The sequence below is a fragment of the Neoalteromonas arenosi genome, from assembly GCF_030362855.1.
GTDB classification, from domain to species: Bacteria; Pseudomonadota; Gammaproteobacteria; order Enterobacterales; family Alteromonadaceae; genus Alteromonas_E; species Alteromonas_E arenosi.
Map to the genome: position 1 here is coordinate 39,325 of NZ_JAUCBP010000002.1, position 14,187 is coordinate 53,511.

Below are 14,187 nucleotides of genomic sequence, written 5' to 3' on the forward strand. Positions count from 1 at the left end.
CGGTTCATGTGAGAACGTAAATGCAGACTTTTTTAAATCAACTTGAACGGGTACTTGGCGGATCTGGCCTGTTAACGGGTGAACAAGTTCGTGGCCGAGCCTCGAGTTGGCTAGATTCATCGCCCAATCAGGCATTAGCAATTATGCGCCCTGAGTCTACTGAAGAATTGTCTGCGGCACTCAAGGTATGCAACCAACACAAGGTCAGTGTAGTGGCTATGGGGGGGCTAACAGGACTGGTTAATGGCGCCATAGCCAGTACCAGTGAGGTTGGCTTATCCCTTGAGCGCATGAATAAAATTGTTGAGCTCGATCCGATACAAAAAACGGCGGTAGTTGAAGCGGGGGTCGCTTTACAAGTATTACATGAAGCCGCTAGCGTTCACGATTGTCACTTTGCCGTGGATCTCGGTGCACGCGGTTCCGCAACTATCGGCGGCATGATTTCAACCAATGCGGGTGGCACTGAAGTACTGCGTTTTGGCATGATGCGTGAGCAAGTGTTGGGCTTAGAAGTTGTGTTGGCTGACGGTCGAGTGATGTCGTCCATGCGCCCATTGTTAAAAAACAACACCGGCTATGACTTAAAGCAGTTGTTTATTGGCGCCGAAGGCACACTCGGGATCGTAACAAAAGCGATGGTGCGTTTGCGGCCGCGACCATTGACCCATTGTTGTGCCTTGCTCGCTGTTGAGAGTTTTGAAGAGGTGCTACAGCTATTGGCCTTCTTGCAGCAGCGCGCTGGATTGTCTCTGGGGACTTTCGAGGTGATGTGGCAAAGCTTCTACGATCACGTGCTAGCTAATAACAAAGCGCATAAGGCGCCTTTCGCGCAAAGCCCTGCGTTTACTGTGATTGTTGAATGTACCGGAACCAATATTGAGGCTGATCAAGACAGCTTTGAAGCCATGCTGGGTGAAGCATTTGAGCAAGGTTTATGCATAGATGCAGTGCTTGCGAGTACCTTAGACCAACAAGGTGCCATTTGGGCTATTCGCGATGATATAGAAACCCTGATGTCTGCATTACCCAACGGGATCATGTTTGATGTAAGTCTGCCGATCAAACACATTGATAGCTATGTTGAACAGCTGAAACAAACATTAGTTGGGCGATGGGATGAAGCCCAAGTCATCACATTTGGTCACGTAGGAGATGGCAACATCCATCTTGCAATCGCTTTAGGCAAGCATCTACCCGCGGCGAGGGATGCGTTGGAGCAATACGTCTACACACCTCTGGAGGGACTTAGCGGTTCAATTTCAGCCGAACACGGTATTGGATTGGATAAGAAGCGCTATCTACCCCTTAATCGCAGCAGCGAAGAGATAGCCCTGATGAAGCAAATAAAAGCTGTGTTAGATCCGAACAATATTCTCAATCCGGGGAAGATTTTTTAACCTTTCGCAACGGCAATTAATAAACCGTATAGCACGTTATGATATGGGTTGGCTGACCGACACAATATTCGTGCAAGTCGGCAAAAAAGGCTTGGGCTTGGTCATTGTTAAAGCCACTGATGGTTTGCTCTGGATGTGTTCTGAGTACATGGACGATGTGTACCAATTGACGCGCCACATCAGATGCTAATACTTTGTGGAAATAAGTCCCCTCCGGATTGAAATCATGACTATAGAAAAAAGGGGCTTCGATATTGTACCGTTCGCAGAATGCTAGGGTATCGCGCAATAGACCTGCACCACTGTCGTAGAGCTCTTCCTCAGTTGTTAGGTCTTTAATAACAAAGTACATGCCCATATGACGGATACTTCCTTTTCTGAAGATGAGTTTGACAACCATACAAGCGTTGTAACAAGTAGTCGATAGTGATAGCGTTTTGGCGACTATGATTGAAAGGAAATAGAGCGTTACCATGACAGCAGTTGATGGACGAAAAAGTGAGTCGGTGATCGAGAAAATTTCGCTATTCGGCGAGTTGTTTACGTTTGTAAAGGAATCTACAGGCATTGCCATCACTTGTGCCTACATAATGTTGTTGCTTACCAGTATGGGGTATATCTATTTTCTGTATGCAGAGTTTGATATCCAAATCATTAAGTATGTGACCTTTGAAGATATTCTCGCAACACCGATTAAAAACCCGAATATTATTTTTACCTTCTCGTGTTTGCTGCTCTTGCTGTATTTGACGGATGTAGGCGCTAACTTTCGTGCCAAACAGTTTGCCAAGTACCCGAATGGCAAACGGCCCTTCTATATCAGCTTGTTAATGCAAATTCTTTGGACGCCGAAAGACCAGCAGCTCAATCGCCGCATAGCGACTGTTACTATTGGGCTCTCGTTAGTCGCTTACACATTTTTCTTTGCTAAGATCGAAGCGACCGATTTAAAAGAAGAGCGCGAAGAAATGGTTGAGATTGTCTTAGTTGACAGCGAAGAACCCTTGCAGGTTTTGCTCATCGGTACTTCGCTTAACTACGTGTTCGCGTATGATTTTACCACTCAGAAATCAATGGTTTATTACGTTGAGTCAATTCAATCGATTACTAATTTAACGTTAGAGCTGGATGAGCCAGACGATGCTCCCACAGAGTCCATTGAACAAACCAGTGAAAGCACAAGTAGCGCGTAGTCAGAGCCTTCATAAAAAAATAATTTAAAAGCCAATATCCAATCGCTTTAATCGATGAGGGCGAGTGGTTTAATGAATTACCTTTGTACTGAGTCACCCCTTAAAATAACGCCATCGTTTCACATTAAACATTTTAAATCATAGAGTTATAAACAAAGGGGAAAGTATGCAAAATATTGATATCGGAATTAGTAAAGACGCACGAATTGCAGTGGCTGAAGGGCTCAAGCGCCTATTGGCAGATTCTTACACTTTATATCTGCAAACGCATAATTTTCATTGGAATGTGACAGGCCCGCGGTTTCGCGATCTGCACGCATTCTTTGAAGAGCAATACACAGAGCTTGCTCAAGCGGTGGATGAAATTGCTGAGCGGATCAGAACGCTTGGTGTCCTAGCACCGGGTACATACAAAGCTTTTGCTGAATTGAGCACAGTTAAGGAAGTTGAGGAGACACCGGATGCTGAAGAGATGGTGCGTATTTTAACCGTTGCTCACGAAAGTGTGGTTAAAACGTGTCGCTCAGTCTTAAAAGTCGCACAGGAAGCTGACGATGAATCATCACTAGCCTTGATCTCGGATCGCATGAGTATTCACGAAAAAGCTGCTTGGATGCTTCGTTCGTTGAACTAATAGATCGCTATTGTTCGATAATATAAAGGGTGAAACATGGTTTTCACCCTTCTTCATAGATAATTGCAATAAATCTTAGGACGCTTTGCGCTGAGGAAGAAATACCGATGGCCCGCATAGAGCTGCAATGGTAAACAAACCAATCAGCAAGCCAGCCCAAGGCTCAAATAAGCTAAATGCCATTGCGGTGATAACCATTGCGCCGCGTTCGGTCGCATCATCAACTAACGACAATGCCAAAGTGGCACAAGCAAACGCTGTGAGTATGAGCGTAACTGCCAACGCGACGGGTAACAGAGGCTCTACTAGCGTGACCAGTGGTAACAATATAAATAATACCGGTAGACCAAGAATGTAGAAGCTACCGATACTGTCGAACAATGATGTTTGGGTGTCCTTGGCTTGTGTCCAACGCTTTAATAAGACAACTTGAATACCTGTCCACAGCACGCCTTGAGTACTGAAAAATGGTGCGGTGAAACCCATTAATGCATTGCGTAAACCAGTTGCTAAATGAGCGCGACTTGTGTTCACATCGAGCTTTTCGTCAGTTCTTACTTTTTGCGCTTGCTCAATCATTTCATTTCCGGTGACGACATCACCAAAAAAGAGAATGTAGGTGATCAAGGCCAGTGGAAAAGACGCAATAAATACATCCATTGGCGGCCAGCCGATAGCGAAAGGTGATGCTTTCGCCCAGAGGCCTGAGGCGGCAGCACCAACGTCCAGTATTTCCCAGCGAATATTAAAGTCGAGTTCACCAGTAAAAAAGCCGACGATACCGGCAATTAAAAAACCGGGCAGCAAACCTAAGCTGAGTAACGTTGCAAGGCCTTTGTACCGCATGGCAACAGCAGTTAGTGGTTTAGAGAACGCAAATAGTAAACAAACGGTAACTCCGAGCGTTCCAGCGATAGGGGCCGATTGGAATACATTCGCTGCATCACCGTCTTTGGTAACGCGCATGAATGCAGCGATTGCGGCACCTAAAATAATTCCCCCTTTGAGTACATTAGGTACCGACTTTATCAGTTTGGCGCCCAAGCCTGTGAGTCCGAGAACTATCAGTATCAGCGCAAAATTGAGTGATAGTGCCGTCATTGCTTGGAACTGAGCAACGTGATCGCCCACAAACGCTGGTGCAGTGATAAACGCCACCACAAATGGAATAGCAGGTGTTAACCAGCCGGGGGCATAGGGGTCGCCAAATAGCATCCAGGAAAAGGCAATCAAGGTGCTGTGGATTAAGGCCATGACGACCGCTTCTTCAAACGAAAGCCCCAGTAGCATGGTGAAGTAAGGCACCAATGCCAAACCGGTGGCGCCTGATACAGCAAAGCCTTGCAACAAATCAGTCAGCGATAAACGCAAATGAATAAATGGAATTCGAGCGGTAAAAGGGCCCCACTTAAATCCTGGTTGGATTTCGCCTGGTTGTCTGTCTTTTATCATTGTTATCAAAATGTTAATTATGTCACATTTGTTTTACTTTGTTACGGTCAGAAAAGTCCAATTAACTTTATAAATAGATATTAATTTGTGGCTGGAATTATTAGCCGGTTATTACTTAGCTGGGTCATTTTCGCGCGGGTAGGGTAAAGTCGGTAAGCAGCGAAGTACTGCATCGCTAGGCGTAACAAGGGGGATGGCAATAGCAAAAAAAAGGTGGGCTTAGCCCACCTTTTTTAAAAGCATAATTGACACAATTATTTCAAATCAAAACGATCCGCTTGCATCACTTTAACCCATGCGCTGACAAAGTCGTCAACAAAGCGCTGTTTTGAGTTATCAAACGCATAGACTTCGGCAACGGCACGCAGCTCAGAGTTAGAGCCGAAGATTAAATCAACAGGAGTAGCTGTGTATTTAACCGCTCCAGTTTTGCGATCAACCCCTTCATACAAACCGTCACTGCCAGCTTTACGCCACTGAGTTGACATATCTAGCAAGTTGACGAAAAAGTCATTGTTTAAGGTGCCCGGGTTATCCGTAAACACACCGTGGTTACTGCCATCAGTATTGGTACCCAATGCGCGCATACCGCCAATGAGTACTGTCATTTCAGGTACGGTTAAAGCGAGCTGATCAGCCTTGTCGATCAAAGCCTCCGTTGGTGACTTGTAGTATCCCTTTGAGTAGTAGTTTCTAAACGCATCGGCTTCAGGCTTCAAAAGCTCAAACGAATCTACGTCAGTTTGCGCTTGGGTTGCATCACCACGACCGGGAACGAACGGCACTGTAACTTTAAAACCCGCATCGGCAGCGGCTTTTTCGATCGCTGCTGCGCCGCCCAATACAATCAAATCGGCTAATGACACCTTCTTGCGTGAACCGTCAAAGTCTTGCTTAATGCCTTTAAGCACTTCCAACACTTTCGCCACTTGCGCAGGGTTATTCACTGGCCAATCTTTTTGTGGCGCCAGCGCAATACGGGCACCGTTAGCTCCGCCGCGCATATCTGAATCGCGATAAGACGAAGCAGATGCCCACGCGGTAGCGACCAATTCAGCAACACTCAAACCAGACTCGAGAATCTCTTCTTTGAGTTTTCTGATATCGCGAGCCGACACTAGTTTATAGTCCGGCTTGCCAATCGGGTCTTGCCAAATGAGTTCCTCCTGCGGGAAGCCATCACCTAGGTAATTATCTCGTGGCCCCATGTCTCGGTGGGTGAGCTTGTACCATGCTTTGGCAAATGCTAACCGATACTCTTCTGGATTAGCTAAGAAGCGTTCTGCAATCGCGCGATACGCTGGGTCTTCTCGAAACGCTAGGTCAGCAGTAGTCATTACCGGCGGATTAAACTTGCCTTCAATATGTGCATCGGGAACCACTGCATGTAATGATTCGTCAGTGGGGATCCACTGTTTGGCACCTGCCGGGCTGGTTGTCAATTGCCACTCGAAATTGAGCAAATTCGCCAGATATAGGTTTGTCCACTGCGTAGGCGCTTGTGTCCACGCACCTTCTAAGCCACTGGTGACTGTATCTTCAGAGTGGCCCTTACCACATTTGTTTTTCCACCCGAATCCTTGCTCCTCAATCGGGGCTGCACCTGGCTCAGGTCCGACACAGTCTTTGGGTTTGTGCGCACCGTGCATCTTACCGAAGGTGTGACCGCCTGCCACTAGCGCAAGTGTTTCTTCGTCGTTCATGGCCATGCGGCCGAAGGATTCACGAATATTGGCTGCTGAAGCAATTGGGTCTGGTACACCGCCGGGCCCTTCAGGATTGACATAAATTAATCCCATGTGCACAGCGGCCAATGGACGCTGCAATTTACCGTCTGAATCACGGCGATCACTGGCTAGCATCTCGACCTCAGGGCCCCAATATACCATATCGGGCTCCCAGTCGTCGTCACGGCCCGCAGCAAAGCCATAGGTTTGGAATCCCATATTTTCAAGAGCGACATTCCCCGCCAGAACGATTAAGTCACCCCATGAAATCAATTCACCGTACTTTTGTTTAACCGGCCACAATAAACGACGCGCTTTATCGAGATTCCCGTTGTCTGGCCAACTGTTTTGTGGGTCAAAGCGCTGTTGACCGCCGCCGGCACCACCACGACCGTCAAGCGTTCGGTAGGTACCCGCCGCATGCCAAGTCATCCGAATAAAGAATGGACCATAATTGCCCCAGTCGGCTGGCCACCAATCTTGCGAATCGGTTAATATAAAATCGATATCCTTTTTTAGGGCGTCCATATCGAGTTGTTTAAACGCATCGCGATAGTCAAAGTCTGCACCGAGCGGATTCGAACGTGCGTCATGGTCGCGCAGAGGCGAAAGATCGAGTTGGTCAGGCCACCAAAATAGGTTCGATTTTGGCTGACCAGCGGTAGTTGCGCCCGTTCCGACAGTACCACCAGGCTTGGTCATTTCGGCAGCGAGCGTAGGATTTCCCAGAGATAAAACAACCACCGTGGCAAGCGCGGATGCTTTGAAACGTTTAAATGTTGTCATTAGTGTTTCCTCATTGATCAAAAAGAATCGATAAACTCAATCCCAATGCTTTACTTGTTCGTTTTTAATTTACAAAGCTGCAAACGAATTGATAACAAACAGCGTTGTTGTAAAGATAGGAAACAGTTGAGCAAATGTAGAGACGGTTATTTCAATCACGTCGATAGGTTTTTTCGATTGAGTGAAATGACGGTACCTGGTTTATGAATTCACCATGTTTTCTGGTGCTAGTGCATCATCGAGGGCGACCTTAGACATTAACTCTTTCTCCAGTACTAAATCATACACACTGCGGTTATTCTCCAGAGCCTCTTTGGCCAACATGGTGCAGATTTCATAGCCAAGGTATGGATTGAGCGCAGTAACAATGCCGATTGAGTTTTTCACATAAGACTCACATACCTCTTCATTTACCGTTATACCTTCAACACAACGTTCGGCCAGCGACTGCATCCCGTTTTTAAGGATTTCAAGCGATTCAAACACACTCTCAATCATGACGGGCTCCATCACGTTGAGCTCAAGCTGACCGGCTTCTGCAGCATGGGTGATGGTGAGGTCGTTACCTATCACTTTGTAAGCGATTTGATTTACCACTTCTGGGATCACTGGATTGACTTTGCCGGGCATAATTGACGATCCGGGCTGCATTGGCGGCAGGTTGATCTCATTTAAACCGGCGCGCGGGCCTGAAGATAACAGGCGTAAATCATTACAGATTTTCGAGAGCTTAACGGCTAACTGTTTAAGCGCCGAAGAATACATAACAAATGCACCGGTATCGTGTGTCGCTTCGATTAAGTCCTCTGCCAGAGTGATCTCACGACCAGTTACGCGGCTCAAATGTTGAATGACACGTTCGCGATACTTGGCGTTGGCGTTGAGGCCGGTGCCAATTGCCGTGCCACCCATATTAACTTTGTGAAATGACAATGCACTGATTTTTAATCGCTCGACTTCATTGCGCAAACTCGAAGCGAAGGCCTTGAAGCTCTGGCCCATGGTCATTGGCACAGCGTCTTGTAGTTGGGTTCGGCCCATTTTTAAAATATCAGCAAAAGCGTGTGCTTTATCATCAAAGGCAACGATAAGCTGCTGTACCACTTGGATGAGTTCATCATTAGCATCGAGCAGTGCAACTTTCATAGCCGTTGGATAAGCATCATTAGTGGATTGCGAGCAATTCACGTGATTATTGGGATGGCAATAAGCGTACTCGCCGCGCTGATAGCCCATGATCTCCAAGGCGCGATTGGCTATTACCTCATTAGCATTCATATTGGTTGAAGTGCCCGCGCCGCCTTGGATCATATCCACAATAAAGTGGTTGTGAAGCATTCCCATGGTAATTTCATCACAGGCCTGACAAATACTCGCGCAAACGTTGTCGGGGATATTTTGTAGATCGTTATTGGCCAGCGCTGCGGCTTTTTTCACTTTGGCAAATCCGCGAATAACGTCAGGGTAGAAGTTAAGGGTGATACCGCTGATATCAAAGTTCTCAAGTGCTCTTAAGGTTTGGATACCATAGTAAGCGGTATGCGGCACCTGTTTCTCACCCAGTAAATCTTTCTCGGTGCGGTCCCCACTGGATTGATACAGCTTCGCGACGTTCTCATAGCGATGGCTGGCGTGATCCATACGGCGAATAATGATTTGGGAAATCGTTGCAGCGATGGTCAGTGCTAGATCTCCTCGGGACTTGACTAATGTCAAAAGCAGCCCACGGTCGAGTTGCCAAACTTGCGTTTCTGTATAAGCTCGCGCCGAATAGGATTGATTGTGGCTGGGGGTAACAAATAGCATCTCACCGATAAATTCGCGCTTAGAAAATATAGTCAGGCTATGCTCGCGATTTTCATCTGAATCGATTAACTGGATGCTACCTGACTCAATCACATATAAAGCATCGGTGGGCTGACCGGCGTGAAATAAGAAGTCTCCTTCGTTGAGCATAAGCGGCTCAGCGAAATCAGCAAATAACCCGATATCGGCGTTATTCATACCGTTAAATAGTTCTACCTGACGAAGGCAGTTGACAGCAGCAGATTTATCCATGCACCTTTCTCGCTAAAGCGGTTAATCCCAACAGGCTCTAACGTTAGCGGCTTTTACGCAAAGGTACAATCGTCAATCATGGCAACACAAGCATCAACGGCGGTAACAGGCAGCATATGGCCTCGGTCGGGCATAACGGTAATGCGCGCATGAGGAATGGCGTCGGCAATGACTTCAGTGTGGGGGCGGTACGGTAAAATACGGTCGCCTTCGCCAAACAAAACACTGACTGGACATTTAATCTCTCGGTAGCGCGGAATTTGCTCGAGTAAACTTTGTTGAGCACCGGATAGATCATGGCTTGCTGCTAGAAATGCACTAGATAGCATGGATAGCGCACCGCCGTAGCGATGCGCAAAGTCAGCGCTTGGTGTCTCCGGCTTAAAAATCGCATTAACTTGGCGCCGCCCGATACGGCGTTGAATTAATGGTGAAAAGCCTTTCGAAACGGCAATTCGAAGCGCTTTACTGCGCAAATACCAGCTCGTAAACTGGGTTGATTGGATGTCTAGTGGCGCGGTCAGCGGGCATATGAGTGCCAGACCTTGGACTCTTTCCGGTGCATGAATGGCTAAATTTAGCGAAATGCCGCCGCCCATTGAATGGCCGACAAATATCGCGCGATCAATCGCCTCCATTGCCATCCACTGGGCAATCATATTGGCTTGTTCTGTGAAGCTTGGATCGGTTTTACCGAATCGCTTTGAGTGACCACTGCCCGGGCGATCTAAACAGAACACCTTATACTTCTTCGCCAAGGCATCTTCTAAGTCACTAAAATTGTGCAAATTACCGGCTAATCCGTGCACTAGCACCACCGCTTGACCTTCGCCTTTTACTGTCCAATGAATAGTACCGCCAGACACCTGAGTAAATTGTCCTTGAGCAGGAAAGCGTGCACGGATCGCGTTATCGCGCAGCGCCGTGCAGGTCACAAAGCCCAACAGTGCGAGCACAACAGTTGCGATTAAAATAATGAGAACTGTCATATAAATCCTTTTACCCTAAGGCCATTAACTAGCGACCTAAAATACCTCTGGCGATTACTTCTTTCATGATCTCAGAGCTGCCCGCATAAATAGTCTGAACCCGTGCATCACGGTAAAAACGCGAGATCGGATATTCATCCGTGTAGCCATAACCGCCAAAAAGTTGTAAGCATTCATTGACCATTTTTAGCTGCATCTCAGTGGCAGCAAGTTTCAACATGGCCGCGTCTATAACCGTCATTTCATCACGGGCAAATTTTTCCATGTGCTTTTCAAAAAGCGCGCGGCACATTTCTAATTCGGTTTGACACTCCGCCAGCTTGAAGCGGGTGTTTTGGAACTGCCCGATGCGTTGGCCAAAAGCTTTGCGATCAGTTACGTATTCTACGGTTAAATCGAGAGCGCCTTGCGCATGACCGATGGCTTGAATAGCACAACCGAGTCGTTCGCGTGGCAGCTCTTGCATCAAATACACAAAGCCTTGGCCTTCAGCACCTAAAAGGGCATCTGTAGGGATGCGCATATCTTCAAAAAACAGCTCCGCGGTATCGCTACTGTGTTGGCCAATCTTATGGATAGGGTTGCCGGTCGAAAACCCCGGTAGCGAGGTATCGACAAGGAATAATGAGATGCCTTTCGCTCCCGCGGTGCTGTCGGTTTTGGCGGTAACAATGATCATGTCTGCCATATTGCCGTTAGTGATGAAGGTTTTAGAGCCATTGAGGATGTAATTATCACCATCGCGCTCAGCAGTTGTGCGCATTGCCGCAACATCACTGCCTGCTCCAGGCTCAGTCATCGCAAGCGCTGTAAGTACATCACCGCTGGCCATTTTCGGTAGCCAGTATTGTTTTTGTTCATCGGTGCCGATGTTTAGTATGTAAGGCGCGACAATATTGGCGTGTATGTTGTAACCGGTAGCGAGAGCATGCAGACCTAGGCGACACATCTCTTCTTGGATCATTTGCGCTACGCTAAAATTTGCGCCCGCGGTGCCGTACTCCTCAGGTAAATCAACCAACAATAAACCCGCTTGCCCCATGGTCTTCCAGACCTCTCTGGGGGTGTGATGATTGGCTTCCCAATCGTCATAATGAGGGATGATTTCTTGTTCAAGAAAGCGCAACACCATATCGCGGAACAATTGGATTTCGTCGTTATCACTCATGCAAATCTACTCATACAAAACGGCCTACTGTAATCATACTGCGCTGCGAAAAAAGAGGGTTATTGTTCTTTTGAATACATCCAAATTAGTACGGATAATTGGCAAGGAGCTCATGGAATGAGCTGGTTAAATATTGATCAGTTACATACTTTCGGTGAAAAAGCTATAATTAAACAGCGACAAATGTCCGCAAACAGGGCATGACCAACTGGGTAAAGTATCGGAATATGAAAATTGCTCGTGACATACAGCTACTGCGCCTGATCAAAATCATACCTCCTTTGCTTGTTACCGCCTTCGCCATCATGGCCATCCTTATTGTTATCAATAACAATCAAATTAAACTCGAGAGTGATCTGCAAGCGCTGCGGCAGGACTTCACCGAGTCGCGTAAAGGCATGATCAAAGCTCAGGTAGAGCAATTGGTTCAGCAAATTAATTACGAGAAGAGTCGCACGGAAAGCGTCCTTAAAGAGGATATCAAGCAACAGATATACATGGCGCATACTATTGCCACCAATATCTATCGCGCCAATGCAGACAAATCAGAGGCTGAGGTCACACAACTAATTACGAGCGCGTTAAGAGATATTCGATTTAACAATGGGCGCGGTTATTTCTTTATTTACAAGACTACTGGCGAAAGCGTAATGCATCCGATTGTTCCGAGTATGGAAGGGACGCAACAGATCGAATTGCAGGACATTCGCGGAAGTTACATCGTTCGCGATATGGGGGTATTGGCCAAGGAGCAGGGTGAAACATTTTATAACTGGTGGTTTGTAAAACCCGAAAATACCCAACAAGAATTTCAGAAGATTGGGTTTGGCAAGCATTTCGCTCCTTATGATTGGTTCATCGGTACGGGGGAGTATGTGGTTGATGTTGAGAATGACATCAAGCGCACGTTAATGGATGAGATTGCCAGTATTCGCTATGGCGAAAACGGTTATGCGATTTTGTTGGATTACGATGGGCAGGTACTTGTCCACTACGACCAAGAATTTGCTGGGACTAACTTCTACCAGCACCCGAACAACTCGGTAGTCAATATCGGCAAAAAGATCGTTCGTACAGCCCAACAGAATGCGGGGTTTATCGAATATATCAGTTCCTTCATGCCTTCAACTGGCGAAGCTGAAGCCAAAACGAGTTACGTCCAAGGCATTCCAGAATGGCGATGGGCGTTGGTAATGGGGTTTTATCAAAGTGAAATTGATGCCCAATTAAGTGTTCGGGAACAAGAGATTTCTGTGCAGAATGAGCGTCAATTGTATGAATTACTGGGTTTGAGTGTAGTTGTCACCTTATTCTTTATCGTTCTTTCATTTATTTTGACTAAACAATTATCGACCCGTTTTACCTTATATGAAGCGCGAATTAATAAGGACTTTTCCGAGCTCAATCGCGTTAAGTTGGAGTCACAATATCAGGCGTTGCACGATGCGTTGACCGAGTTGCCCAACCGTGTCCTGCTAGAGGAACACATCGCCCAAGCTATCGCATTGTCGAAAGCAAATAATAAACTATTAGCCGTTATTTTTGTGGACCTAGACGACTTTAAGAAGATTAACGACACCCATGGCCATTCGGTAGGTGATGAATTTTTGAAGCATCTTGGGCAATTGTTTAAGCGAGTTATAACCAGTGGTGACAGCGTTGCTCGCTTTGGTGGCGATGAATTTATTTTTTGTTTTCCCGAACTCGATGACATTTCACAGGCCGAAGATAACGTGAGGGATATCGCGTCAATCTTCAAACAGCGTTTTGAGGTGGCGGGTAAATCTATTTACTCGAATTGCAGTATGGGTGTCGCAATGTTTCCGAATGACGGCGACAATGTTGAACAACTGATCAGCAAAGCTGACACAGCACTGTATAAATCTAAAGCAGTTAAGAAAGGCTCGGCATTATTTTTCAACAGTCAAATTGATGAGCAGGTAAAGCGCGACTTTGCCATAGAAACCGAATTGCGAACGGCCATTGCTCGTAGCGAAATTAGTTTAGTCTATCAGCCACAAATCGACGTTCAAACAGGGCAAATTGTTGGCGTTGAGGCGCTGTGTCGATGGCATAATGCAACCTTGGGGCACGTACCGCCGGATGAATTTATATCGGTTGCAGAAAACTCTGGGACTATTGGCGATTTAGGGGCATTCGTATTTTATCAGGCAATGCGTGATATACGCCTATTAAATTGCACGATTGGTTCACCGATCAGCTTGTCGATTAACATTTCTCCCAAGCAACTTCTTGAACCCAACTTTGTCAATGAGGTGACCGCGGCAGCTGATGAGCTTCTATTTGACCCGCAAATGATAACGTTAGAAATCACTGAAAATGTACTGATTAGCGATTTGTCGGTTGTTCAACCGGTGCTTACTGCGTTGCGCGATCACGGTTTCAAATTGTCACTTGACGACTTTGGTACAGGTTACTCATCGCTGAGTTATTTGAGTAATTTACCCATGAATGAAATAAAGATTGACCGCTCGTTCATTGATAAGTTCTTAACCAATAGCCATAGTGAATCGATGGTGAAAACTATTATCGCGATAGGTGAATTTTGCGAATTGAAGGTAGTAGCCGAAGGCGTTGAAAATCAAGAGCAATACGATCGATTAGCCGCTTTTCATTGTGACCTAATTCAGGGCTATTATTTATCTAAGCCTCTACCTTACGACGAGTTGGTGGCTAAGTACTATTCGCTGTCGCTCGATATCCAATCTATTGGCTAAGTTGAATATTCGTTGCTATAACCATTGTATGTAGCATCAGAT

The 14,187-nt window shown here is 46.4% G+C and carries 10 protein-coding genes; 4 read left to right on the forward strand and 6 right to left on the reverse strand.

Translation table 11 applies throughout. From position 1 onward, the window contains the following. The first annotated feature begins 20 nt into the window (after positions 1-20). Positions 21-1,400 carry an FAD-binding oxidoreductase gene (locus tag QTP81_RS02130; RefSeq protein ID WP_289363419.1) on the forward strand — a complete coding sequence of 460 codons (1,380 nt, stop codon included), beginning with the start codon at positions 21-23 and terminating at the stop codon, positions 1,398-1,400. A gap of 16 nt (positions 1,401-1,416) precedes the next feature. Here QTP81_RS02130 and QTP81_RS02135 read toward each other — a convergent pair whose 3' ends face one another. Beyond that, on the reverse strand, positions 1,417-1,758 hold the full coding sequence (locus QTP81_RS02135; RefSeq protein ID WP_289363420.1) for a hypothetical protein: 342 nt from the start codon (positions 1,756-1,758) through the stop codon (positions 1,417-1,419). Positions 1,759-1,873: 115 nt separating this feature from the next. On the opposite strand from QTP81_RS02135, the gene QTP81_RS02140 reads away from it, so the two are divergent. Further along, positions 1,874-2,593, forward strand: a complete 720-nt coding sequence (locus QTP81_RS02140; protein ID WP_289363422.1) for a hypothetical protein — start codon at positions 1,874-1,876, stop codon at positions 2,591-2,593. A gap of 166 nt (positions 2,594-2,759) precedes the next feature. Further along, complete coding sequence (locus QTP81_RS02145) at positions 2,760-3,227, forward strand: Dps family protein (protein ID WP_289363423.1); 468 nt, start codon at positions 2,760-2,762, stop codon at positions 3,225-3,227. 75 nt (positions 3,228-3,302) lie between these two features. Here the strand turns inward: QTP81_RS02145 and QTP81_RS02150 are convergent, their stop codons facing one another. The 5 genes from QTP81_RS02150 to QTP81_RS02175 all read right to left on the reverse strand — a co-directional run bounded on the left by QTP81_RS02150 (position 3,303) and on the right by QTP81_RS02175 (position 11,407). Next, on the reverse strand, positions 3,303-4,679 hold the full coding sequence (locus QTP81_RS02150; RefSeq protein ID WP_289363424.1) for a xanthine permease: 1,377 nt from the start codon (positions 4,677-4,679) through the stop codon (positions 3,303-3,305). Positions 4,680-4,933: 254 nt separating this feature from the next. Further along, the gene (katG, locus tag QTP81_RS02155) at positions 4,934-7,192 is read right to left on the reverse strand and encodes a catalase/peroxidase HPI (protein WP_289363425.1); all 2,259 of its coding nucleotides are present in this window, start codon (positions 7,190-7,192) and stop codon (positions 4,934-4,936) included. A gap of 201 nt (positions 7,193-7,393) precedes the next feature. Then, the gene (aspA, locus tag QTP81_RS02160) at positions 7,394-9,250 is read right to left on the reverse strand and encodes an aspartate ammonia-lyase (protein WP_434532961.1); all 1,857 of its coding nucleotides are present in this window, start codon (positions 9,248-9,250) and stop codon (positions 7,394-7,396) included. A 53-nt stretch (positions 9,251-9,303) separates the two neighbouring features. Next, entirely contained in the window at positions 9,304-10,239 is a 936-nt protein-coding gene (locus tag QTP81_RS02170; RefSeq protein ID WP_289363426.1) for an alpha/beta fold hydrolase, read from the reverse strand. A 28-nt stretch (positions 10,240-10,267) separates the two neighbouring features. Then, on the reverse strand, positions 10,268-11,407 hold the full coding sequence (locus tag QTP81_RS02175; protein WP_289363427.1) for an acyl-CoA dehydrogenase family protein: 1,140 nt from the start codon (positions 11,405-11,407) through the stop codon (positions 10,268-10,270). Between the two features lie 227 nt (positions 11,408-11,634). Here QTP81_RS02175 and QTP81_RS02180 point away from each other — a divergent pair, with 227 nt between their 5' ends. Then, a complete protein-coding gene (locus QTP81_RS02180) occupies positions 11,635-14,145 on the forward strand; it encodes a bifunctional diguanylate cyclase/phosphodiesterase (protein ID WP_289363428.1) in 2,511 nt (836 codons plus the stop codon). The last annotated feature ends 42 nt before the right edge of the window (positions 14,146-14,187 follow it).

Coding starts and splice junctions, on each gene's coding strand:
- QTP81_RS02130 (WP_289363419.1), top strand. CDS start 21: ATGCAGACTTTTTTAAATCAACTTGAACGGGTACTTGGCGGATCTGGC.
- QTP81_RS02135 (WP_289363420.1), bottom strand. CDS start 1,758: ATGGGCATGTACTTTGTTATTAAAGACCTAACAACTGAGGAAGAGCTC.
- QTP81_RS02140 (WP_289363422.1), top strand. CDS start 1,874: ATGACAGCAGTTGATGGACGAAAAAGTGAGTCGGTGATCGAGAAAATT.
- QTP81_RS02145 (WP_289363423.1), top strand. CDS start 2,760: ATGCAAAATATTGATATCGGAATTAGTAAAGACGCACGAATTGCAGTG.
- QTP81_RS02150 (WP_289363424.1), bottom strand. CDS start 4,679: ATGATAAAAGACAGACAACCAGGCGAAATCCAACCAGGATTTAAGTGG.
- katG (WP_289363425.1), bottom strand. CDS start 7,192: ATGACAACATTTAAACGTTTCAAAGCATCCGCGCTTGCCACGGTGGTT.
- aspA (WP_434532961.1), bottom strand. CDS start 9,250: ATGGATAAATCTGCTGCTGTCAACTGCCTTCGTCAGGTAGAACTATTT.
- QTP81_RS02170 (WP_289363426.1), bottom strand. CDS start 10,239: ATGACAGTTCTCATTATTTTAATCGCAACTGTTGTGCTCGCACTGTTG.
- QTP81_RS02175 (WP_289363427.1), bottom strand. CDS start 11,407: ATGAGTGATAACGACGAAATCCAATTGTTCCGCGATATGGTGTTGCGC.
- QTP81_RS02180 (WP_289363428.1), top strand. CDS start 11,635: ATGAAAATTGCTCGTGACATACAGCTACTGCGCCTGATCAAAATCATA.